General features: G+C 66.1%; 21 protein-coding genes. 7 read left to right on the top strand and 14 right to left on the bottom strand.

Features of this window, described 5'->3' with window-relative positions; all coding sequences use genetic code 11:
* Positions 1-6 precede the first annotated feature (6 nt).
* Genes ACSLGO_RS10790 through ACSLGO_RS10770 form a run of 5 tightly spaced genes read right to left on the bottom strand, consistent with a single transcriptional unit; the run spans position 7 to position 6,433 of the window.
* Positions 7-1,200, bottom strand: a complete 1,194-nt coding sequence (locus tag ACSLGO_RS10790) for a cytochrome P450 (RefSeq protein WP_436401083.1) — start codon at positions 1,198-1,200, stop codon at positions 7-9.
* On the bottom strand, positions 1,200-2,408 hold the full coding sequence (locus ACSLGO_RS10785; RefSeq protein WP_263127820.1) for a cytochrome P450: 1,209 nt from the start codon (positions 2,406-2,408) through the stop codon (positions 1,200-1,202). The genes ACSLGO_RS10790 and ACSLGO_RS10785 overlap by 1 nt, the downstream gene beginning before the upstream one ends.
* Before the next feature lies 1 nt (position 2,409).
* Positions 2,410-3,441 carry an ABC transporter substrate-binding protein gene (locus ACSLGO_RS10780; RefSeq protein ID WP_263127821.1) on the bottom strand — a complete coding sequence of 344 codons (1,032 nt, stop codon included), beginning with the start codon at positions 3,439-3,441 and terminating at the stop codon, positions 2,410-2,412.
* 32 nt (positions 3,442-3,473) lie between these two features.
* Positions 3,474-5,261, bottom strand: coding sequence for an ABC transporter permease (locus ACSLGO_RS10775; RefSeq protein ID WP_263127822.1), 1,788 nt, complete (start codon positions 5,259-5,261; stop codon positions 3,474-3,476).
* A complete protein-coding gene (locus tag ACSLGO_RS10770) occupies positions 5,261-6,433 on the bottom strand; it encodes an ABC transporter ATP-binding protein (RefSeq protein ID WP_436401161.1) in 1,173 nt (390 codons plus the stop codon). The genes ACSLGO_RS10775 and ACSLGO_RS10770 overlap by 1 nt, the downstream gene beginning before the upstream one ends.
* A gap of 71 nt (positions 6,434-6,504) precedes the next feature.
* Between ACSLGO_RS10770 and ACSLGO_RS10765 the strand changes: the two genes are divergently transcribed.
* The gene (locus ACSLGO_RS10765; protein WP_436401082.1) at positions 6,505-7,404 is read left to right on the top strand and encodes a PaaX family transcriptional regulator; all 900 of its coding nucleotides are present in this window, start codon (positions 6,505-6,507) and stop codon (positions 7,402-7,404) included.
* A gap of 7 nt (positions 7,405-7,411) precedes the next feature.
* Here the strand turns inward: ACSLGO_RS10765 and ACSLGO_RS10760 are convergent, their stop codons facing one another.
* Together ACSLGO_RS10760 and ACSLGO_RS10755 are read right to left on the bottom strand one after the other, a co-directional pair.
* Positions 7,412-8,173, bottom strand: a complete 762-nt coding sequence (locus ACSLGO_RS10760) for an SDR family NAD(P)-dependent oxidoreductase (RefSeq protein ID WP_436401081.1) — start codon at positions 8,171-8,173, stop codon at positions 7,412-7,414.
* An 8-nt stretch (positions 8,174-8,181) separates the two neighbouring features.
* The gene (locus ACSLGO_RS10755) at positions 8,182-9,189 is read right to left on the bottom strand and encodes an acetamidase/formamidase family protein (protein WP_419242327.1); all 1,008 of its coding nucleotides are present in this window, start codon (positions 9,187-9,189) and stop codon (positions 8,182-8,184) included.
* Between the two features lie 83 nt (positions 9,190-9,272).
* Between ACSLGO_RS10755 and ACSLGO_RS10750 the strand changes: the two genes are divergently transcribed.
* Genes ACSLGO_RS10750 through ACSLGO_RS10740 form a run of 3 tightly spaced genes read left to right on the top strand, consistent with a single transcriptional unit; the run spans position 9,273 to position 11,432 of the window.
* The gene (locus ACSLGO_RS10750; RefSeq protein ID WP_419242326.1) at positions 9,273-9,953 is read left to right on the top strand and encodes a M23 family metallopeptidase; all 681 of its coding nucleotides are present in this window, start codon (positions 9,273-9,275) and stop codon (positions 9,951-9,953) included.
* A 40-nt stretch (positions 9,954-9,993) separates the two neighbouring features.
* Positions 9,994-10,989, top strand: coding sequence for a magnesium/cobalt transporter CorA (gene corA, locus ACSLGO_RS10745; protein WP_386917253.1), 996 nt, complete (start codon positions 9,994-9,996; stop codon positions 10,987-10,989).
* Positions 10,990-11,000: 11 nt separating this feature from the next.
* Positions 11,001-11,432, top strand: a complete 432-nt coding sequence (locus tag ACSLGO_RS10740) for an META domain-containing protein (protein WP_091601123.1) — start codon at positions 11,001-11,003, stop codon at positions 11,430-11,432.
* 94 nt (positions 11,433-11,526) lie between these two features.
* Here ACSLGO_RS10740 and ACSLGO_RS10735 read toward each other — a convergent pair whose 3' ends face one another.
* Positions 11,527-12,873: an MFS transporter gene (locus ACSLGO_RS10735; protein ID WP_091601120.1), complete on the bottom strand. Its 1,347-nt coding sequence runs from the start codon at positions 12,871-12,873 to the stop codon at positions 11,527-11,529.
* Between the two features lie 359 nt (positions 12,874-13,232).
* Here ACSLGO_RS10735 and ACSLGO_RS10730 point away from each other — a divergent pair, with 359 nt between their 5' ends.
* Entirely contained in the window at positions 13,233-14,768 is a 1,536-nt protein-coding gene (locus ACSLGO_RS10730; RefSeq protein ID WP_436401080.1) for a S10 family peptidase, read from the top strand.
* Here ACSLGO_RS10730 and ACSLGO_RS10725 read toward each other — a convergent pair.
* Positions 14,765-15,349, bottom strand: a complete 585-nt coding sequence (locus tag ACSLGO_RS10725; RefSeq protein WP_436401079.1) for a YdeI/OmpD-associated family protein — start codon at positions 15,347-15,349, stop codon at positions 14,765-14,767. The genes ACSLGO_RS10730 and ACSLGO_RS10725 overlap by 4 nt on opposite strands.
* 162 nt (positions 15,350-15,511) lie before the next feature.
* Here ACSLGO_RS10725 and ACSLGO_RS10720 point away from each other — a divergent pair, with 162 nt between their 5' ends.
* On the top strand, positions 15,512-16,075 hold the full coding sequence (locus tag ACSLGO_RS10720) for a dihydrofolate reductase family protein (protein WP_436401078.1): 564 nt from the start codon (positions 15,512-15,514) through the stop codon (positions 16,073-16,075).
* Positions 16,076-16,077: 2 nt separating this feature from the next.
* Here the strand turns inward: ACSLGO_RS10720 and ACSLGO_RS10715 are convergent, their stop codons facing one another.
* Positions 16,078-16,578, bottom strand: coding sequence for a DUF456 domain-containing protein (locus ACSLGO_RS10715; protein ID WP_436401077.1), 501 nt, complete (start codon positions 16,576-16,578; stop codon positions 16,078-16,080).
* 129 nt (positions 16,579-16,707) lie between these two features.
* On the opposite strand from ACSLGO_RS10715, the gene ACSLGO_RS10710 reads away from it, so the two are divergent.
* A complete protein-coding gene (locus tag ACSLGO_RS10710) occupies positions 16,708-17,730 on the top strand; it encodes a TIGR04086 family membrane protein (RefSeq protein WP_436401076.1) in 1,023 nt (340 codons plus the stop codon).
* 61 nt (positions 17,731-17,791) lie between these two features.
* Here the strand turns inward: ACSLGO_RS10710 and ACSLGO_RS10705 are convergent, their stop codons facing one another.
* The 4 genes from ACSLGO_RS10705 to ACSLGO_RS10690 are packed head-to-tail and all read right to left on the bottom strand — an operon-like array spanning position 17,792 to position 22,598.
* Positions 17,792-18,691: a 3-hydroxyacyl-CoA dehydrogenase family protein gene (locus ACSLGO_RS10705; RefSeq protein WP_386917260.1), complete on the bottom strand. Its 900-nt coding sequence runs from the start codon at positions 18,689-18,691 to the stop codon at positions 17,792-17,794.
* Positions 18,688-20,205 (bottom strand): aldehyde dehydrogenase family protein, encoded by a 1,518-nt coding sequence (locus ACSLGO_RS10700; RefSeq protein ID WP_436401075.1) that lies wholly within the window; start codon positions 20,203-20,205, stop codon positions 18,688-18,690. Before ACSLGO_RS10700 ends, ACSLGO_RS10705 begins: the two co-directional genes overlap by 4 nt.
* Before the next feature lie 39 nt (positions 20,206-20,244).
* A complete protein-coding gene (locus ACSLGO_RS10695) occupies positions 20,245-21,423 on the bottom strand; it encodes an acyl-CoA dehydrogenase family protein (RefSeq protein WP_436401074.1) in 1,179 nt (392 codons plus the stop codon).
* Positions 21,420-22,598: a CaiB/BaiF CoA transferase family protein gene (locus tag ACSLGO_RS10690; protein ID WP_436401073.1), complete on the bottom strand. Its 1,179-nt coding sequence runs from the start codon at positions 22,596-22,598 to the stop codon at positions 21,420-21,422. The genes ACSLGO_RS10695 and ACSLGO_RS10690 overlap by 4 nt, the downstream gene beginning before the upstream one ends.
* Positions 22,599-22,611 lie beyond the last annotated feature (13 nt).

Raw genomic sequence — 22,611 nt, 5'->3', positions numbered from 1 at the left:
CTCCATTCATCGGTGCACCCGGATCCGGACCGACTGGTAGCCGAGCTCGGGCATGCGGGTCGGCTCCGGGGTGCCCAGCAGCTCGAGCCGTTCGGCACTATGGACCAGGACCTGCAAGGCTGCGCCAATAATGCCGCGGGCCAGATGCTGGCCGACGCACTGGTGCCGGCCCCGGCCGAAACCAAGGTGCCCGTCCACGTTCTCCCGGAAGGCATCGAACCGGTCCGGGTCCGGAAACCGCTCCGGATCCCGGTTCGCCGCAGCGTAGACAAGGGTGACCGGCTCTCCGGGCTGCAGCGTTTCGCCAGCCACAACCACGGGAGCGCTGACCGTCCGGGCAAAGCCCCGGTACGGCGTGTACAGCCGGAGGAATTCCTCCAGTGCCCGCTCCGGCGGCACCTCACCGGAGCGTAGGCCACCGTGCAGCATCGGGTCCAGCGCCAGGTGCCGCGCAATCGCACCGATCAGCAGCGGCGGGGCCACCATCCCCACCACCAGGGACTGCCGCAGCGCGCCGATGATGTGTTCCTCGTCCAGTTCCTGTCCGTTCACCCGCTCCGACAGCAGGGACGACGCCGGGTCCTGGCGCGGATCCCGCGGGTTCCGGCGGCGGTCCGCCACCAGCCAGCGCGCGACGTCGTACATTTCCTCGCTATGACGGGTGACGGCGGCACCGTCTTGCCGCCGCCACGCGTCTACCCACGCCGTTGCGGTCTGCGCCAGCCACGTGATGCGCTCGTCCTCGAGATTGAGCCAGAGCGCCTCCGCATAGGCGGGCAGCAGCGTACCGAAGGTGCGGGAGATGTCGTCGTCGGGCCCGTCCGCGAAATCCTCGAAGAGCGCCTGGGCACGCTCCCCGATCCGCTCCGACAGCGCCGCAACCCGTCCCGGAGACAGCGTGCGGCTGAGGGCCCGCCGAAACGGGGTGTGCCGTGGGGCATCGAAGTTCAGCGGCGGCCGCCGGATGCCCCGTGGATCGCTGGGGACCACCGCCTTGACGCTGGAGATGAAGGTCTCCGAATCGGCGGCAGCCGCCTGAACGTCCTCAAACCGGGTCAGCGCCCAGTACCCGCCCAGGTCCCGGGTGTAGGCCGCGGGGCTCTCCCGGCGCATCCGGGCGTAGGCGGCGAATGCCTCTTCCGGGTCGTCGCTGGGCAGGGAGAAACTCCCGGCCAGGCGGCCGCTGCCGATCGTATCCATCAGGCTCCCATTGCGATGAACTCGAGCGGCACGTGGTTCGTTCCCCACTCGGCCCACTTCGCCATCCCGGGGTCCCCGGTGAGGTCGAAGCGGCTGCGGGAGAGTGCCTCTTCCAGGGTGATGCGGAACATCATCCTGGCCAGCGGTGCGCCCGGGCAGGAATGTGTTCCCCGGCCGAAGCTGATGTGCCGGGAAATGTTCTCCCGGTTCAGGCGGAACGAATCCGGATCATCGAACACCCGCGGGTCGCGGTTGGCAGCGGTGTAGACCAGTGCAATCGGATCATCGGCCAGGATCTGCTGCCCGCCCACCACGGTGTCCCGGCGGGCGGTGCGGGCCATCCCGCGGTACGGGTTGTAGAGGCGCAGGAACTCCTCCACAGCCGCCGGAATGTCCTCCGGATGCTCCCGCAGATGCTCCTGCAGGTCCGGATCCCGGCTGAGGTGCACGAACATGTTGCCTATGAACACGCTCGGCGCCACCATTCCCGTGACGATCAGTTGCCGGACGCAGCCCAGGACCATGGCGTCCGGCAGCGGACCGCCGTCGTCCTCTGCCTCCAGCAGCGCCTGCGTGAGGTCCTCCTCCGCGGCGAACGAACCCGCTTTCCGCTCGTCGATGATTGCCTGAGCAATTTCATACAGGCGGCCGCTGAGACTCTTGACCGTGTCATGGTCCAGTACCTGGATGGCATCAACGTAGGTGCCGCTCACGGCCTTGATGTCCAGGCTGGTTTCCACGGAGAGGTTGAAGAACTCCGCGAACACGTGGGCGGGCAGCTTCTGGGCGTACGCCCGCGCCACGTCCACGGTCCCCTCCGCGATGAGCGGTTCCAGCAGTTCGACGACGCACCGGCGCACCACCGGCTCCAGCGCCCGCATCTTCGGCGGCGTGAAGAAGTGGTTGATCACGCGCCGGTAGCTGGTGTGCTGCGGCGGGTCCAGGTGCAGCGGCGGACGGACGCCGGTGAAGGCGAACTTGGGGATGGCGTTCTGTTTGTTCGTGGTGAACCTGTCGATGTCCGTGATGACCTCGGTCAGTTCCTCGTAGCCGAGCATGGCCCAGAACCCGCCGAAGTCCTGGCTCCGGGCCACCGGGTTTTCGGAGCGCAGCAGCGCGAACCGGCGGTGGGCGTCGTCGAAGCCCTCCGGCAGCTGTGCATCGAAGTCGTGGGCGCTGCGGCGCGTGTCCGTGGTGCTGGTCTGCATATCAGTTCATGCCCAGGAGGGTCTTGAGTTCGGTGGCGTCGGCCATGTCGATGTCCCGGACCCGGGTGAAGCTCTCCATGCCCTCGGCGTCGTACGGGGAGATCTGGGAGACCACCTCGTTGAACCGCAGGTTCCCGTCCTTGCCCATCAGGAACGCCGCCAGGAGCTTGGCGCCGGCCGGATTCGGCGAGCCCTTGACCAGGCCCAGCCCAACTTCGGGACCGGTGGTGGGGCTCGGGGAGACGATCTCCACCGGTGCTCCGCTGGACTGGAGCGACTTCACTACGGCCAGCACACCCGGGTGCCCGATGGCCGACTCACCGGCCGCCACTGCCTGGGTGCCGGGAACCGCACCGCCGGAGAGGACCGGGGTGTTTGCCGCGATGCCTTCGAGGAACTCATCCCCGTATTCATCTCGCATCAGGGACCAGAACGCGATGTTCGCCGGCGAGGAATCCACCTCGGCGATCTGGATCTTGCCCTTGTGCTCCGGCTTCGCGTATTCCTCCCAGGAGGTGGGGGCGCTGGCCACCAGATCCGTGTTGTACGCCATTTCGGTGGGGACCATGGAAATGATGGGTGTGTTTCCGTCATGCGTGTACAGCTCAGCCGGGAAGTCCTCGATCAGGGACCCGGGGATGTCCGCCTCGGAGAACGGGAGGAGCCATTCCTTCTCCAGCGCCTCATCGTAGAACGGCGAGTCGGTGAGCATGATCAGGTCTGCGGGGCTGCTGCCACTGTCCGCTTCGCTGGAGAAGCGCTGGGTGAGGTCGCTGGAGACCAGGCGCAGCGGCTCCACGGTGATGCCGTAGGCGGCCTTGAAGTCAGCAGCGAGCTGGCGCAGCGCGGACTCTTCAACCATGCCGTACAGCGTGACGCTGCCGGCTGCCTTGGCTTCGTCGACCAGGGCCTGGGTTTCGGCGTCGAGGTTGGTGGCTTCGCCGACGTCGCTGCTTCCGCCTGCGGAGGAGCAGGCGCCAAGCGCAAGGGATGCGGCGGCGAACAGGGCCAGGACGGGAAGGTGCCTCTTCATTGGGGTTTCCTTTCGGGGGTGGACGTGCGGACTTACCTGCGGCTTCTGGCGACGCCCATGCGTTTGGAGAGCCAAAGCACGGCGACGAGGATGACGGCGGTGACGAGCACCAGGGTGGAGGCGAGCGCGGCGAGCAGGGCATAGGAGCCGCCGTTGAAGACTTCGAGGATCCGGAACCCGACCACCACGTTGTTGGTGCCGGAAAGGATCGCCGAGGCCGTGAGGTCACCGATAATGCGGACAAACAGCAGCGCAAAGCCGCCCACCAGTCCCGGGAGCATCAGCGGCAGGAACACCCGGCGGAAGGTTTTCCACTTGCGGGCGCCGGAGACCTCAGAGGCCTCCCCCAGTTCCTTGCCGATGGTGGCGACGGCGGCATCCGCGGCGATCGAGGCCTGCGGCAGGTACAGCGCGAGGTAGCCGATCAGCAGGATCAGCCAGGTGCCGCCGAGGCTGAACGGCGGGCGCGCCAGCAGAAGCAGGATGCCCACCGCTATCACCATGTTGGAGATGGAGGCCGGCAGCTTGATCGCGGCGTCCAGCCCGAGGGTCATGCGGCTGCGGTGCTGGGCGATATAGAGGGAGACCATGGCGGCGACGGTGATGCCGATGACGCCGCCCACCAGGCCCAGGGTCATGGAGTTGGCGAAGGCTTCACGGGTCTTCGGGTCATCCACCAGCGCAACCCGGAACGCGTCCAGGCTCAGTGAATCCCACTGGATGTTCGCGGTCCAGTAGCCGTTGAGGGACACGATGAACAGCGCAAACATTGGCAGCACGGTGGAGACGCCGACGTACAGCAGCACGGCCCCGCGCACCACGGGACGCCAGATGCCCAGCTTCGTCACGGTGTGGTGCGTCGCCTTGCCGCCGATGCTCCCGAACCGGGAGTTACGCAGGATGCGGTACTGCACGTAGTAGGACAGGCCGACGAAGAGCACGACGATGGCGGAGAGCCCGATCGCCAGGTCCTCGTCCGGCGGATACGTGAAGGTGAGCAGCCGGACGATCCGCACCGGGATCATGTCGATCCCGGCCGGCGTGCCGATGATCTGGGCGATGGAGAACATGCCGAACCCGAACCACGTGCAGAGCAGGAATCCGGCGCCGATGGCAGGTGCCAGGGCCGGGAGGGTGACCCGGCGCAGGGTGGTCAGGGCGCTGGCTCCGCTGATCCTGGATGCTTCTTCGAGGCTTGAATCCAGGCTCTGCATGGCAGCCGAGACATTCATGTAGACGTACGGCACGGCATAGAAGGTGTAGACGAGGATCAGCCCGTACCAGGAGTTGATGTCGAACGGCCCTGATTCGAGCTGGACTCCGATCAGTCCCAGCAGGTCCCGCAGCCAGGAGTTCAGCAGCCCTGCCTGCGGGGAAAGCAGCATGGTCCAGCCCACGGCGCCCGCGATCGGAGGCAGCAGGAAGGGGAGGTACGGAAACACCTCGTTGAGGACACCGAACTTGGCGTCTGTTCGGGTATTGGCCCAGGCGAGAAGGAACCCTATGACGACGGCGAGCAGGGAGCTGGCCATGACCACCAGCACGGTGTCGATGATCAGCTTGCCCAGGTCCTCGATGGCGAGGGTGCGCTGGATGGCCTCGAGGGTGAAGCGGCCGTCCTTGTAGAACATGTTGATGACCACCCGCACCAGCGGGAAGCAGACAAGCACCACCAGGACGCCGGCGAGGAGCAGGGACACCGTGTCGAAGCTGTTCATGCCGCGCAGCCGGGCGGCCAGGGTGCGGCGCGGCTGCGGCGGGGCCGGGCGGGGATCCGCTGCCGGGGACCGGTCGTCTTTGACCGTCGTGTCGATGCTCATCAGACGCGTTCTTCCTGCTGCTCGGCTTCGTCGCGTGGAAAGACCATGACGTCCTGTTCCCGGAGCCCGACCCAGACGTCGTTCCCCTCCCGGAAATCGGTTGAACGGCCGCTGACCCAGATGCGCAGGCGGGATTCACCCGCCTGGACCAGGAACTCGGTGTGCGTGCCCATGAACAGCACCGCGACGACGCGCCCCGGGAGGGCACTGGCGGTGTCCGGCCGTTCGGCGGAGAGCTGCCCGTGTTCCGGGCGGAACAATAGGGTTGCCCGCTCCCCGGCCGCGGCGGACGTCCGGACCAGCCCAAGGGAGGTGCTGTAACCGCCGTCGGCCCGCGTGCCGTCCAGCTCATTGGTGTTGCCGATGAACTTTGCCACGTACTCGGTGGCCGGGCGGGCGTACACCTCATCCGGGGTGCCGAACTGCTGCACCTGCCCCTTGTCCAGGACGGCGATGCGCGTGGCCAGCTCCATGGCCTCGGCCTGGTCATGCGTCACGAACAGCGCAGTAAACCCAAACCTGCGCTGCATGGCCAGCAGCTCCACGCGGAGGGTTTCGCGGACCTTGGCGTCCACGTTGGACAGCGGTTCGTCGAAGAGGACGACGTCGGAGTTGTTGACCAGCGCACGGGCCAGGGCGACGCGCTGCTGCTGCCCGCCGCTGAGCTGGCTGGGGTACTGGCCGCCCAGGTCCCCGATCCCCACGGCGGTAAGGGCTTCCGCGACGCGCTGGTTCATGATGGAGCGGTTGCGCCGTGATCCGCGCTGGTTCTCCAGCGGATAGCGCACGTTCCGCGCCGCGGTCATGTGCGGCCAGAGAGCGTAGGACTGGAACACCATGCTCAGCTCGCGCCGGTCCGCACCCACATTGATGCCGGCGGCGCCGTCAAACACCGTAGTTCCGCCCACGGTGATCTGCCCCGAATCCGGAGTCTCAAGTCCGGCGACCGAGCGCAGCAGCGTGGTCTTGCCGCAACCGCTGGGACCGAGCAACACCACGAACTCGCCCTTTTCGATGCGCAGGTCCGCGCCGTCGATGGCCGGCACCGTGGAGCCGTCCTGCCGGCGGAAGTGCTTGGTGAGCCCGCGGATGTGGACAGCCGTTTCCGTCTCCGGCTGCTCCGGGGCGGCAGATGTGGGGGCTGGGCTCGAAGGCGCCGATGTAATCTTCATCACATCGGCAATGTATGGCACATTTAGATCGTTCGTCAACGGTTCGCGATAAATGATGCGAACATGACACTATGAGCGCTGTGTGGAGCAATCTTGAAGACCTGCGGTCCGTCGTAGCCGAAGGCCCCCGGGGACGCCGGGTACTGGTCACGCTCATGGCTGAGTACTGGCTGGAGGAGGGAGCCATGGTTCCCTCGGGCGCCCTCGTGGACCTGATGGCCGGCATGGATGTCAGTCCCTCGGGGACACGGACGCTGCTCAGCCGCCTCTCGCGGGAAGGCCGCCTCACCACCGTCAAGGACGGGCGGCGGACGTTCTACGCACTCTCGGACAAGGCCCGGCGCCGGCTCACGGAAGGCTTCACCGTGATCCGGGTCTTCGGGACCGACCACGGCCCCGCCGATCCCGACTGGACCACCCTGCTGTTCTCCATCCCCGAGGACCAGCGGGCCGTGCGGCAGCAGCTGCGCAAGGGCCTGTCATGGATGTGGTTCGCTCCGCTGTACGACGGCGCGTGGATCACGCCCCGGGACCACGGACAGCAGGCCATCGCCCTGTGCCACAAGCTGGGAGTGGTATCGGCATCCCTGATCCGCGGCCGTGTCTCCTCGGCCGGAACGGCCTTCGGCAACCCGGTCGACGCCTGGGACCTGGACCTTGCCCGCGAGCTATACACCTCCTTCACCGCGATCCTCCAGGACCCGCTGGAACGGATGCGCCGGGCTGAGCTTTCGCCGGTTGACTCGATGCGGGCCCGGACGGAAGTGGTCAACGTGTTCCGCGGCTTCCCGCGCTTCGACCCGGACCTGCCCCTTGGGCTGCTCGCGGATGACTGGCCGCGGCGTGCCGCCCGGGAAGCGTTCGCGGAGCTGTACGACGGCGTCACGGAGGACGCAATCGAGCACGTCCGGTCCGTCGTCGGGCAGCACTCCCCCGCGCACGTGCAGGACGTCTCAATTCGCCGGCTGTAGGCGTTTGCTAGAACTGGATCCCGCGGGACAGGCCGCCGTCCACCAGCACATTCGCACCGGTCATCCGCGAAGCCCGCGGACTGGACACGAAGACGACGACGTCGGCCACCTCCTGCGGCGTGCCCATCCGGCCGGTGGGGTTCAGCGCGAGTGACTCGGTGAACATCTCCGGAGATCCGGACTCAATGCCCTGCCAGACGCCGCCGTCGAAATAGGTGTTGCCGGGCGAGACGGTATTGGCGCGGATCCCCGCGTCGGCCAGCTGGAAGGCCAGCCCGGCCATGTACGCGATCAGCGCGGACTTCACCGTGCCATACGGGCCGGAGGCGAAGTCCACCTCCCGGCCGGAGACGCTGGAGATTGCCACCAGCGAGGGCGAGTCGCTGCGGCGCACGTGCGGGATCGCGGCCTGCATCAGTTGGACGGTTCTCATCAGGTCAATCCGCAGGCTAGCTTCCCAGTTTTCAGCAGTGTCCGGAATGGCCAGCGCGCTGACGTTGCTCACCACGGCGTCCAGTCCACCGAAGCGGCCAGCGACGCTGTCCACCCAGGCGGCCACGCCGTCGCCGTCGCCCATGTCCAGGACGGCACCCTCCACCTTCACCCCGCTGTCAGCAAGGGCTGCCTCGGTTTCCGCGATCTCCGCGGCATCCCGCGCGCAGAACGCAACGTTCGCTCCCTCCGACGCGAAGGCCTCCACGATCGCCCGCCCGATTCCGCGGGTTCCGCCGGTGACCAGTGCCGTTTTGCCGCGCAACTGCAGGTCCATGAGTGCTCCTAGTCTGAGAGAAGGTCTGCGCTGCGCCGGCGCAGGTCGGCATGCAGGCCGCCGTAGGCGTCGGCCTTGGGGAAAAGCGATTTCCGTGCCTTGACCACCACTGAATAATTGGCGTCCACGGCGTTGGCGATCGGTGCCTGGGCCGTCTGGGTGAGCAGCTGGTAGGCATCCATCTGGTGCAGGCCGAAGAGCTCCCCGAACCAGCGCACCATCTCCACCTGCCCGATCCGCCAGGAATCCTCCATCGGCCGGGAGGATCCCACGGCCATCCACTCGCCGTCGGTCTCCAGCCGTGGCCAGGCGGGGGCGCCGCCCTTGATCAGCTCCACCAGGATGGTGGAGTGCATGGCACCTTCGACGGCGGTGCCGCACGCCTCGCCTTCGCCCTGGCGGTAGTGGCCGTCGCCAATGGAGAACAGCGCGCCCGGCTGGTTCACGCCGAGGTACACGGTGGTGCCGGCTTTGACCTCCGGCGCGTCCATATTGCCGCCGAAGCGTTCCGGTACCAGTGAAGAGCGCACTTCGCCGCCGGGCGGGGCCACACCCACGGTGCCGAGCATAGGCTCCAGCGGCAGCGCGACCTCGAAGTCGCCGAACCGGGCCTGGTATCCGACCGTGGAGCGGGCGGAGTCCACGTGGTAAATCCAGGTGGTGTCCGGCAGCGGGTCCTGCAGGAACGCCGTGCGGTCGGTGCTGGTGAGCCCGCCGAAGAACGGGATGGTGGCGGACGCGCCGTAGCTGCGCGCCGGCGTCAGGTCCACGATGTGCAGGGCGAGGGCGTCCCCGGGCTCGGCGCCCTCCACAAAGAACGGACCGGTCTGCGGGTTCACGAAGTTCAGGTTGACCTTCTCGCTGGACAGGTCCTCCACAGAGGTCAAGGCATTGTTGAACGCGTCCTCGGACCAGAGTTTCAGGGCGGTTCCCGGCTTGATCCGCATAACCGGTTCGGCGCCGCCGAAGGTGTAAACCAGCTGGTCCGGGCGGGGGCGATACTCGATGATCTCCATGCGCCGGGAGCCTAGCCGAGGTTTCGGGTTCTGGAAATAGCGGGCGCCCACCCCTCGGCAGCACGCGGTCCTACGCTGGAAGGATGGACCCCGTGCTGCTGGACTTCCCCTTCGCCGGCCGCTGGACCGTGCAGAACAGCCCGGCCAACCGGGTGCCGAGCCACGGAACCTGCTTGTTCGGCACCGCCTACGCCATCGACTTCGTGGCGGTTGACGCGCACGGCCGCTCCGCGCCGCCGTCGTTCCGGGCAGTGTTCGGCACCGAGGCGCCGGAGAATTTCGCCGGCTTCGGCGTGCCGGTGCTGGCGCCCGCTGCCGGGACGGTCACGGCAGTGCACGACGGCGAACCAGACCACGAGGCGCGGCGCTCACCGTTCGCGCTGGCCGGGTACGCCCTCACCCAGCGCGAACGGGTCCGGCGGGGAGCGGCAGGGATCGCCGGCAACCACGTCGTCCTGGCAACCGGGTCCGGAGAGCACCGGGCCTACATCCTGCTGGCCCATCTGCGCCGCGGGTCCACCGCCGTCGCCGTGGGGGACACCGTCCGCCCCGGCACCTTTGTGGGCGAATGCGGCAATTCGGGCAACAGCACGGAACCGCATGTGCACCTCCAGGCCTGCGACTCGATGGACTGGGAGCGCACCCGGGGCCTGCCGCTGGCGTTCCGGCATCCGCAGGCGGGTGTGCCGTGGCTGCCGCGCAATCGGGACATTATCGAAGCCGGCTCAGCAGGGATGGCCGCTCCGGCCAGCCCAGCGACGTAGGCTCATCTGGTAAGCAGGCTTGGCAGCGTGAGGAGCAGCAGTGACTTTGGTGGACAACGCCGTGTATGTGGACGGCAAACGCCTGCACAGCCCGGAAACCCTCGAGGAGACCTTTGATCTCACCCGGGAGACGGGCGGCATGGCCTGGATTGGGCTCTACCGTCCGGATGACATTGAGCTGCTGGCCGTCGCCGAGGAATTCGGGCTGAACCTGCTGATCGTGGAGGACGCCCTCGCCGGGCACCAGCGCTCCAAGCTGGAGCAGTACGGGGACCAGCTTTTTGTGGTGCTGCGCCCCGCCCGCTACCTTGACGACGTCGAACGCGTTGAAATCGGCGAGCTGCACCTGTTTGTGGGGCCCAACTTCGTGGTGACCGTCCGGCACGCCGAGTCCCCGGACCTGGCGCGGGTGCGGACCCGGATGGAGCGCGAGCAGGACCTGTTGTCCCTGGGACCGCAGGCGGTGCTGTACGCCATCCTGGACCAGGTGGTGGACGAATACGCGCCGGTGTCCGCCGGACTCGAAAACGACATCGATGAGATCGAAGACCAGCTCTTCGGCGGAGACGGCGAAGTCTCACGGCGCATCTACGAGCTCTCACGCGAGGTCATCGGCTGCCAGCGCGCCATCAGCCCGCTGGAAACCGTGGTGGGCGAGCTGCAGCGCAATCCGGAGAAGTATGACGTGCCGCCCGAACTCAAGGACCGGCTCGGCGATGTGCTGGACCACGTGCTGCGGCTGATCGACCGGATTACCGCCTACCGCTCCCTGCTGGACAACGCCCTGTCCCTCAGCTCCACCCTGGCCTCGAACCGGCTGGCGGAGACGTCCATCGCCCAAAACGAGCAGACCAAGAAGATCTCCGCGTGGGCCGCAATCCTGTTCGCTCCCACCCTGGTGGGCACCGTGTACGGTATGAATTTCAAGAACATGCCGGAGCTCGACTGGCCGCTGGGCTATCCGATGGCCCTGGCGCTGATGGTGGTGCTGGGCATCCTGCTTTATGCAGCGTTCAAACGGAACAACTGGCTGTAGGAGGCCCCTCAATGCGCACCCGGTTTACGCTCCTGGCCCTGGCCCTGCTGCTCGGCGTATCCGCCTGCGGGGCTGACCCCGGCCCGGCCGGCACCTCGCCGGACGATTCGGGGGCCGCCGGGGACGCGCCGTCGTCCTCCGCCTCCTCAAATACTGATCCTTCCGCGCCCGAGGGGGTCTGGGGCAACCCGGAGAACATGCGCGAGCCGTCCCTGGAGCTTCACGAGGACGGACGCCTGACCGGCACCGACGGATGCAACCGGCTGATGGGCCGCTGGGTTTTGGAGGACGGGACGGTCCGCTTCCAGGAGGTGGCCATGACCATGATGGCCTGCCCCGACGTGGACCAGTGGCTGGCTTCGGCGGCCACCGCGGTCCCGGCCGAGGACACGCTGCTGGTGTACGACGGCGCCGGCAACCAGATCGGCTCCCTCACCCGGTAGCGTCCCCCCGCCCTCATCGAAATGACAGAAACTGCCCGTATCAGTCCTGATACGGGCAGTTTCTGTCATCTCGTTGTGGGGGGTCGAGAAAGGCTTACTTGGACTGCGGAGCGCGGTGCGAATCCTCGATGCCCAGGTCTGCACCCTTGGTCTCCTTGACCATGGTCACGGCACCGAAGGAGATGACGCAGAGAACCATGATGTAGATGCCGATCGAGCCGGACCAGCCGGTCTCATCCAGCAGGAGCTGGGCGATCATCGGAGCGAAGGCTCCGCCCAGGATGGCGCCGATCGCGTAGCCGATGGAAACGCCGGAGTAGCGGATGCTGGCGGGGAACATCTCGGCGTACAGCGCAGACTGCGGGCCGTAGGAGAGGCCCAGGCCGATGGTCAGCACGAAGATGGACAGACCGAACAGGAACACGTTTGCGGTGTCGATCAGCAGGAACATCGGGATGGCCCAGAGGAACACCCAGGCGTAGCCGATCTGGAAGGTGCGCACGCGGCCGATCTTGTCCGACAGGATGCCGCCGTACATGGTGAAGATGAGCCAGCCGAAGGAGCCAACCGTGGTGGCCAGCAGCACCGACGGACGCTCCATGCCCAGCGCCTTGCCGGCGTAGGAGGCGAAGAACGCAATGACCAGGTAACCGGCGGCGTTGTTGGCGATGAAGATCAGCGCGGCAAGGATGACCTCGCGGGAGTTGTACTTGAAGAGCTTGCCGAGCGGCGCGGAGGAGTCCTTCTTGCGCTCCTGCATTTCCTTGAAGACCGGGCTTTCGTCCACCGAGCGGCGGATGAAGTATCCCACGAAGATCAGGACCACCGAGAGCAGGAACGGAACACGCCAGCCCCACTCAAGGAAAGCCTCTTCGCTCATCGAGCTTGTCAGGAGGAACATGACGAACGTTGCCAGGATCATGCCGATCGGCACGCCGATCTGCGGGTAGGCACCGAAGAAGCCGCGCTTGTTGATGGGTGCATGCTCAACGGAGAGCAGCGCAGCGCCGCCCCATTCGCCGCCGGCGGAGAAGCCCTGCAGGATACGCAGGACCAGGAGCAGGATCGGAGCAGCAACGCCGATCTGCGCGTAGGTCGGCAGCACGCCGATCAGCGCCGTGGCGGCACCCATCATGATCAGGGTGAAGACCAGCATCTTCTTACGTCCCAGCTTGTCGCCCAGGTGGCCGGCGACAATGGCGCCCAGCGGACGGAAGAGGAAGCTGATGCCGATGGTGGCCCAGGAGACGACCTGCGCCAGTGGGGTGCCTTCGCCCAGCGGGGCGAAGTACAGGGACGCGAGCACCAAGCCTGCAGCCTGGGCGTAGATGAAGAAGTCGTACCACTCGATAGTGGTACCAACCAGGGTGCCCGCAAGTACCTTGCGTTCCTCCCGGGTCATCCGCTGGGACGGCGCAGCAGACGCACTTGTTGTAGTCATTGAAACTCCGTTATTTTTGACTGGGAAAAATTACTGAAAGAACGGTCGGTCACCTGTCGCCCCAAGATACCCTGATCTGTGACGGGCAACACACTATTTCGTGAATGTGACGCACAGCCCATGAGCCGGACGTCTGCCTCAGGCAGGCGCCCGGAAATCCAGCCCATTCAACGGACAGCCAGGCCCCGCCAAGAGTGCAGCGGAGCCCTGAATGGATCTCACCCCTGCCGCCCTGCACCCTTCATTCGCATGACCAGAGTTCGATAATTGAACACTCGTTTCTGATAGCGAACTAGTGGAACTATAGAGGACGTGTGATCCGAGACACAAGCCCCGATTTTGGCCGCTAGGCTGGACGAATGCCTTCACAGTCCGCTGAGACCAGCCCCGCCCCCGACGCAGCCGCCGCATCCTCCTCCAACTCCGCCGGATCGCCGTCGGGCACCGGATCGTCGGGCACCGGCAGCTCAGCGGACGTGGCGGACGACCTGGTGCAGCGCAGCCACCGGCTGCCCTCCGGCCTGGAATACACCTCCACCACCGGCCGGGTGGTGTTCCGGCGGGAGGAAACGTCCGAAGGGAAGTCCGAAGGATTCAAACCGAAGGCTGAGATCTTCCTGACCGCCTACACTGCGGACGAGCAGGCGGCTGCTTCGCCGAACCCGCGCCCCGTGGTCTTCGCGTTCAACGGCGGGCCCGGCTCGTCCTCCGTCTGGCTGCACCTGGGCTTGCTGGGCCCGCGGCTTGTGGACTCCGGCGACGCCGGGAACCTCACCCCTCCCCCGTACGGCCTAGTGGACAACCCGCAGACGCTGCTGGAACACGCGGACCTGGTGATGATCGACCCCGTGAACACCGGCTTCTCCCGGGTAGTGGACGGCAATACCGCAGACGAGTTCCACGCGTTCGAACAGGACCGGGACCTCGTAGCCGAAGTGATCCGGCTCTGGACCACCCGCAACAACCGCTGGCTGAGCCCCAAATACCTGGTGGGCGAGTCCTACGGGACCCTGCGGGCCGTCGCCGTTGCCGGGCGCCTCTTTGATGCGTACGGCATGTCCGTCAACGGGCTGGGCCTGATTTCCACCGTCCTGAACATGTCCACACTGATGTTCGCCCCGGGCGTGGACACGCCCTACGCCCTGCACCTGCCCACCTACGCGGCAATCGCGCACTTCCACGGGCGGCATCCGGGCCGCGAACTCGCGGAGGTGGTCCGCGACGCCGAGGAGTACGCAGCGCGGGACTACGGCTATGCACTGAGCCAGGGTTCACGGCTCAGCGCCGAGGAGTACGACGCCGCAATCCGGCGCCTGGCTGAACTCACCACCCTGGACCCCGGGTTCATCCGCCGCACCAACCTGCGCTGGGACTATTCCCAGTTCTCCGCCGAACTGCTGCGTGACCGCGAACTGTCGGTGGGCCGGATCGACGGGCGCTTCACTGCCCCTGCCGAAGACCCGCAGGCCTCCGTCAACTGGGACGACCCCAGCCTCGCCGCCATCAACGGCCCGTACGCCGCGGCGATCAACCACTACATCCGCGCTGAGCTCGGCTACGAGAATGACCTGCCCTACGAAGTCCTGACCGGCCGGGTGCAGCCGTGGAGCTACCGGGAGTTCGAGGGCGTACCGATTGATGTCACCAAGACCCTTGAACGGCTGATGGCGCACAACCCCTGCCTGCGGGTGCATGTGGACTACGGCTATTACGACGGCGCCACGCCCCACTTTGCGGCAGAGTACGTCTGGGCGCACATGCGCCTGACGGAGGAGGCACGTGCGCGGTTCACGCACCACTACTACGAAGCCGGGCACATGATGTACCTGCAGCCGGAGGCACGGCTGGCTGAGCTCGCCGCGCTGGCGGAGTTCGTGGCACCGTCCGCCGGCTAACCGGCTGCGTAGGCTCGGCCGGCCAGCCGGTCCACCTGCCGCGCGATCCGGGCTGCCCGCACGGCCTCATTCGGCGCGGTGACCACCTGGTGGAGGATGGGATACCGGGCTGAGCGGCCCAGTTCGGCGAACGCGGCCGCCGCGTCCGGGGCGGTCGCCAGCGCAGCTGCGAGGTCTGCGGGAACCTCAAGCGCAGCAGGCCCGCCGTAGGCCCGGTCCCACCGCCCGTCCGCCTTGGCCCGGTCGATCTCCGCCTGCCCGCGTCCGCGCATACGGCCCGCCCCTACCAGTCCGGCAACCAGGTCCACGTTCCGCTTCGACCACATGGACCGTGCCCGCCGCGGCGTGAAGTGCTGCCGGTAGGTCGCCTGATCCACGCTGTTCCGCCGGCCGTCGATCCAGCCGCTGCACAGCGCCTCCTCCAGCGCCTCGGCGTAGGTCAGGGAAGTGGGGACCAGGGTGCCCTTCTTCGCGAGGACCAGCCAGACGCCGTCGCTCGTTGCGTCGTTCTCCTCGAGCCACGCGCGCCAGGCAGCGGCATCCGCCACCACCAGCTGGGGCGGAACTGCTCGTTCAGTCATCGGTTCAGGACCTCCATCTCGGGCGCCGTTCTTCGAGTATTCCGCACATTGAGGACAGCTTCTGTCCGCTGGAGAGGCAGGCTCCCCTTGCGGCACTTTCGGCTGGCTGGGTAGCTTCGCCTGCAGGACGCGGGCTCCGGCCCGCACCACCGGAAGGATGCCATGGGTAAGGTCGCGTGGGGGTTCACCAGTTCGATCGACGGGTTCATTGCCGGTCCCGGCCATGACATGGGGTGGTTCGAAACGCTGGAGCCCCTGCCGCCGGGCCTCACCGAGCGCATGGCCGGGGCCGTGGGGGTGATCATCTCGGGTCGGCGCGGCTATGACGCGGCAAAGGCCCAGCAGGGCGAGCGGGACGAAGCCACGGCAGAGGCCTACGGCGGCGCCTGGTCCGGCACCGAGTTCATCCTGACCCACCGTCCGGAGGAGCTGACCGGGGATCCCGCCGTGACCGCATTGAACTGCGGTGTGGTGGAGACCGTCCGCCGGGCGCAGGAGATCGCCGGAGAGAAGGACGTGCAGATCATCAGCGCGGACATTGCGCGGCAGGCGCTGGAACACGGCCTCATTGATGAACTGCAGGTGTTCGTGGCTCCGGTGCTGCTCGGCGACGGGATCCGCATTTTCGACGTCCCCGGCGGCAGCCGCCATGACTGGGAGCTGACCGGCATCATTGCGGGCGCCGAGCGCAGTTTCGGCCGGACCTACCGTCCGAGACGCACCTGACCCTACCGGGTGGCGAAGTGGATCCAGACGCCGATAATCCAGGCGGTTCCGGCCGCCAGTGCCAACCCGAGTTCCACCAGCAGGCCCAGGCCGGTGGCCTTCAGTGCCGCCCAGGATGACGACGCCGCTGCAGGCAGGCTGCGCTGGCGGGCGAACTCACTGAGCAGCAGGCCGCCGGCAAAACCCACGATCAGCCCTACCACCGGAATGAAGAACATCCCGGCGATGCCCGCAGCGAGGCCGATCAGGACGGACCGGTTGGGGATTTGCCGCTGCTTGAGTTTCCGGCCGGTCAGGACCCAGCTGGCGGAGAGGCCCGTCAGTGCGAACAGGGCTCCAAAAGCGAAGGACCACCAGCCGGCGCCGCTGCTCACTCCGATGGCCCAGCCCAGGAAGGACAGCAGGATCAGGATGCTGCCCGGAAGGACCGGCACCACAATGCCGGCCACACCCACGGCGATAAGCAGGCCGGCAACGACGGTGATGATCAGGTCCGTTTCCATGCAGCCAAGTCTTCCACGCCGCCGGGGGGGGCGCGGGACCGCCAAAATCCGCACCCCGGCGCTACAGTAAGGTTACTTATGAAGTCATCACCTTCAGTCCGGCACCCCCAACGGGAACAGGAGCAGCAGATGAGCACCGAACCAGGCAGCACCGCAGCAGGCGAACCCCGACGCCGGCAGGCAGAGGATGTGCCTGTCCGCGAGAACGCGGACGCCCCAGCGCAGGCAAACCCCGTCCGGCAGGAGCCGGATGTCACCCGGCGGCTGGAAACCCCGCCGCAGGATGGAGCGTCCCGCCGCACCGATTCGGCGATGCCCGCCGAGTCCACCGGGCACGCAGAACCGGCAGGGCATGCAGGCAGCCGGCACACGGCCGGCTCCCGGACCAATGACACGGAAGTCCTCAACACCAGCGTCACCGGGACAAGGGACCCGAACGACGCCGCCTACCGGAGTGAGGATGCCGGCGCTGGAACCACGCGCCGCGCCGCGCACCGGGACCGCGAAGACACCACCGCCCCCGCAGCAGTCCCCGCCGGACACCAGGATTCCGTCCGGACCGCCGAGGAACCCGTGATGCCGAACCGGGAAGCACTCCTGGCCGCCGAACGAGAGCGTTTCGGCGGCATCAAATTCGGCGCGGCATTCTTCGGCTGGCTGACCGCCACCGGCATGGTCGTCCTGCTCTCCGCCCTGGCCGCCGCTATCGGAGCCGCCGTCGGTGTCTCCACCGATACGGACCTGGGGGCCGCCCTGGACCAGGCCGCCGCCAACCAGTCCTCCGGGCTGATCGGCGCGATCATCACCCTGATAGTCCTGCTGCTGGCCTACTACGCCGGCGGCTACGTCGCCGGACGGATGGCCCGCTTCAACGGAGCCAAGCAGGGGGTCGCCGTCTGGCTGTGGGCCCTGGTGGCCGCCGCCGTCGTCATAATCCTTGGCCTGATCTTCAACGACGACATCCGCAGTCTTACCCAGCTCAACTCCGTGGCACCGCTGCCGCAGGATCTTGGTGACGTCAGCGCCGGTTCCTGGCTGGCACTGCTGGCCACCGTGGTGGTCAGCCTGGTCGGCGCTATCCTCGGCGGGCTGGCAGGCATGCGCTTCCACCGCCGGGTGGACCGTGCCAAGTTCACTCCGGTTCCGGCCTAGTCCAAAGCGCAAAAAACCGGCCCGCGCAAGTGCGGGGCCGGTTTTCGCGTCTTGAACACCGCTAGCCGGCAGCGGCCCGCGCGTACTCGTAAAACCCTGCCCCCGTTTTCCGGCCCAGGCGCCCCTGTTCCACCAGCGCAGCAACCGCGGCATTCGGTTTATCCGCGGTATCCCCCGTCTCCGCATAGGTGCACTCGGCGATGAAGTGAATGACGTCGAGTCCCACCAGGTCCATGAGCTCGAACGGGCCCAGGGGATGGCCGAGGGCAGTCCGGGCGGTGGAATCAATGTCCTCACGGGAGGCCACGCCGGCCTCTGCCAGCGCCAGGGCCTCCCGTTGAACCGCCCCCATCAGGCGGTTGGCAATAAACCCGGGAACCTCCCGGTTAATCAGCACAGGTTCCTTGCCGAACGCTCGCGCCAGCGCCATGACCGCCTCCACAGTCTGCTGCGAAGTGGCGTCATTGCGCACCACCTCGACGCACTTCATCACCAGGGCCGGATTAAAGAAGTGCATGTTGCAGACTTTGTCGGGCCGGCCTGACTCCCCCGCGATCTTGGAGGACCCCAGCGTCGAGGAATTGGTGACAAGGATCGTATGGGGCGGGCAAATGCGCCCAAGTTCCGCGAAAATGTCCCGCTTGATTTCCAGCCGCTCGGTAGCGGCTTCGATGACGACGTCGGCACGGGCCGCTGCGGACAGGTCGCCTGCATACTCGATGCGGCCCAGCGCCGCTGACGCGTCCGCCTCCCTCAACTTTTGCTTGCCCACCCGGCCCTTGGCCCAGCGCGCCAAATCGTGTTCCGCTGCGGTCAGGCCCTCAGCTGAGATGTCCTGAAGGATGGTTGGGAATCCGGCGAGCGCGGCCGTCATGGCAATCTGCCCGCCCATGGTTCCAGCCCCCACGACCATGACGCGGATGTTCCGAAGCCCAGGGTCCGTGTGCACAGCGGAGCTCATGCCGGAATACCTCCGCGCAGATAGACAGTAGTGGTGTGGGTGAAGAACTCCCGGGCAGCGCCGCCCTGCTCCTTGGGGCCATATCCGGATTTTTTCGTTCCGCCGAAGGGAACATGCGGATCAGCCCCTGCCGATTCGGAGTTTATGTGCAGAATGCCGACGTCCAGATCATCCATGGCGGCCAGGACGAGGGTGGTGTCCTGCGTAAATACTGCGGCGCTCAGTCCGAATTCACTTTCGTTGGCAAGGTCGAAGGCGTCCTGAGCATCCGCTGCACGGCGTACGGCCAGCACTGGTCCGAATAGTTCCTCCCGCCATGCAGTATTCTTCTCGGCCATGGTCCCCGCCGGCACCTCCAAGACCGAAGGCGCCAGGAAACTGCCTGCGGCCTGGCATGCTTCGCTTTCAGCGGGGTCCGGGGTGCTTCCGCAGACCAGCTTGGCGCCCTGGTCCAGAGCAGTTCGGATGCCCACGCGTATTTCCTCGGCGGCCGAAGCGGATACCACCGGGCCCATGTGAGTGGCAGGATCCACTGGGTCGCCAACGACCCAGTGCCGCAGACGGGCCTGGAGCCGTTCCAGGAATTCGTCTGCGATTTCTTCCTGGAGGATCAATCGGGACGTCGCGGTGCATTTCTGCCCACTGGAGCGGAACGCTCCGGAAAGGACCTGTTCAACGGCGAGCTCAAGATCCGCATCGGCCAGGACGATGGCCGCATTCTTTCCGCCCAACTCCGCCTGAACCGGGATTCCCCTTTGTGCGGCTTTTCCGGAAATGGCACGGCCCACGCGTGTGGATCCAGTGAAGGTTACGCCGTCCAGCTCGGGGTGCTCAAGCAATTCGTTGCCAAGTTCACCCGGGCCAAACACCAGGTTTAGGACACCGGGCGGCAGCCCGGCCGCGTCCAGCGCCTGCACCAGCCGCATGGCCAGGAGCGGCACCAGGCTCGCGGGTTTGAACACCACGGTGTTCCCATAAACGAGTGCGGGCGCGATCTTCCACGCCGGGATGGCGATCGGAAAGTTGAACGGCGTTATTACCCCAACAACCCCCAAGGGCCTGCGCGCAACGAGGATACGTTCACCCCGGCGCGGAGACGAGAAAACCTCTCCAACCGGCCTGTAACCCTCATTGCCGTAATACCGGAGGATTTGGGCGGCCCGCGCTACCTCCCCAATACCTTCCGCCAGGGTCTTTCCCTCCTCGCGTGCCAGCTCGAGTCCCCACGCCTCGGTGTTGGCTTCGAGGTGCTCTGCAGCCCGTATAAGCACCGCTCCACGCTCATGCATAGGAGTGCGGGCCCAGCCACGCGCGGCTGACCGGGCTGCCGCCATCGCCGCGCCTACATCGGACGGGATCGCTTCCGACCCGTGCGCAACAGTTTCTCCGGGCCGTGAGGGATTCGCAGAGACCAGCGCGGCACCCCTGCCCTCGTTCCATTCGCCGTTAACGTAAATCCGCAGCGCCACTGGATCAACGGGCGGTTCCTGCACAAGGTCGGTGGTCGTTTCCATATTCCTGTTCATTTCGTCAGCGGACACAGCCGGAGATCCCTAACGGAAGGCCGGGACACCGGTGAGCTTGTTGCCCAAAATCAATGTGTGAACCTCATCCGTTCCTTCGTAGGTTCGAACTGACTCAAGGTTGTTCGCGTGCCGCAGCGGGGAGTACTCCAACGTAATGCCGTTCCCGCCCAATATCGTCCGGGCTTCCCGGCAGATGGCTATGGCTTCACGGCAGTTGTTCAGCTTGCCCACGGAGATCTGATGCAGGTCCAGCGTCCCGGCATCTTTCTTTCGTCCTAGGTGCAGGGCCAGGAGGAAGCCCTTATTGATCTCCAGAGCCATGTCCACCAGCTTCTGCTGGGTCAGCTGGTACCCGGCCAGCGGTTTCTCGAACTGCATTCGCGTCTGGGAATAGGCCAGGGCATCTTCGAAAGCATCCCGCGCCGCGCCCATCGCACCCCAGATGATGCCGTATCGGGCCTCGTTCAAGCAGGAAAAGGGGCCTCTCAGTCCTACGACTCCGGGGAGCACCGCATCAGCTGGCAGGCGCACATCTGTCAGTTCGATTTCACACTGGATCGAGGCCCTCATGGAGAGTTTGGGTTCGATCGGGGTGGCAGTGAATCCGTGGGTTTCGGTGGGGACCACGAATCCGCGGATCCCGCCGTCGGTCTGCGCCCAGATGACTGCTACTTGCGCCACTGACGCCAGGCCGATCCACCGCTTTGTTCCGTTGAGCACCCAGTCTTCGCCGTCGCGGCGGGCAAAGGTGGTCATGCTGGAGGGGTCGGAGCCCGCTGTGGGTTCAGTGAGGCCGAAGCACCCGATGGCCTGGCCCGCAGCCATGGCGGGCAGCCACTGCTGCTTGTGTTCTTCCGAACCGTGTTTGTGGATGGCGGACATGGCAAGCGAGCCCTGGACCGAGACGAACGTCCGCAGCCCTGAGTCACCGGCTTCCAGTTCCGCCCCGGCCAGTCCGTACTCCACCGCGGAACGCCCGGCGCAGCCATAACCGTCCAGGTGCATTCCCAGCAGGCCAAGCTCGGCCATCTTGGGGACGATCTCGAGCGGAAAGTGCGCGTCTTCGTACCACGCTGCGATGTACGGTTTTATTTCCGCCTGGACAAATTCCCGGACCTGGTTCCGCAATTCCAGTTCGCTGGCGGAGAGGAGATCATCAAAATCGATGAGGTCGCTCGGTTCGGTGACGAGTGCGTGGGTAGTCATCTGTTTCCCTTATTGGCCTGGTTCGAATGGTGGATGGTGTCTGCAGTGCAAAGAAGATTTTGATGTTCGCCCAATTCCGGGGGCACACGGGTGTAGCGTGCGGGCGTCCGGGAGAGCCCGATGGGATTAGCAATATGGCGTGTGGTTCGCCCGTTCGATTCGTCGGTTATGGCAACAACCGGTTCCAGGCCCAGGGACCCGGCAAATTCGATGGCCTCCAGCACGGAGTTCACCTTGCCGGCCGGTACGCCGGCTGACATCAGCTGACCTTGCCATTCCGCGGCAGTCCGGCTTTGAAGCGCTTCCTCGATCAGCACTTTCAACTCCTGTCTGTGCTTCACCCTCAGGGCATTCGTAGCGAAGCGGGCGTCCCGGACCAGGTCCTGAAGCCGAAGCTCACCCATCAGAGAGGCAAACTGCCTGTCGTTTCCCACTCCCACCGCCAGCACGCCGTCAGCCGTGTTGAACGTTTCATACGGCGCGATGCTTGGATGGGCGTTGCCAAGACGGGCCGGCGGCTCCCCGGTGGCGAGTGTCCCGCCGGCCTGGTTCGTCAGTCCGGCAAGCAGCGAAGTGAGCAACGAAATCCGAACCTGCTGGCCTTCCCCTGACTGTTCCCGCTCCCGCAGCGCCAGCAGGATTCCAGATATTGCGTTCTGCGCGGCGAGCACGTCCACAAGCGCCACTCCAACCTTGCTGGGCGGGCCATCCGGCTCCCCAGTGATACTCATGAGTCCTCCCAGTGCCTGGACCAGAAGGTCGAACCCCGGCAGGTGGGCGCCGTGCCTGTCCCCAAACCCTGAAATGGAGCAGTAAATCAGCGTGGGGTTAAGGGTCCTGAGTTGCTCGTAGCCGAGACCGAATTTGGTGAGAACGCCGGGTCTGAAGTTCTCGATTACGACATCGGCTTTCCTGATGTGCGTCATCAGGGCAGCCAAGTCGTCCGGATTATTGAAATCGACCACCACGGAACGCTTGTTCCGGTTGAGTGCGGTGAAGTACGTGCTCGTTCCGTCCGGTGTTACCGGCGGGCACCAGCTGCGGGTTTCGTCCCCAGACGGGCTTTCGACCTTGAGCACGTCTGCTCCGAAATCCGCAAGCATCATCGAGGCCAGGGGTCCGGCCAGGATCCGCGAGAGGTCGACGATCCTGATGTTGCTTAAGGGCTGAGGCATCTTGTCCTGACTT

The sequence above is a fragment of the Arthrobacter sp. IK3 genome (assembly GCF_051337705.1).
GTDB lineage: Bacteria > Actinomycetota > Actinomycetes > Actinomycetales > Micrococcaceae > Arthrobacter_B > Arthrobacter_B koreensis.
This window is presented reverse-complemented; position numbering and strand designations above follow the sequence as displayed.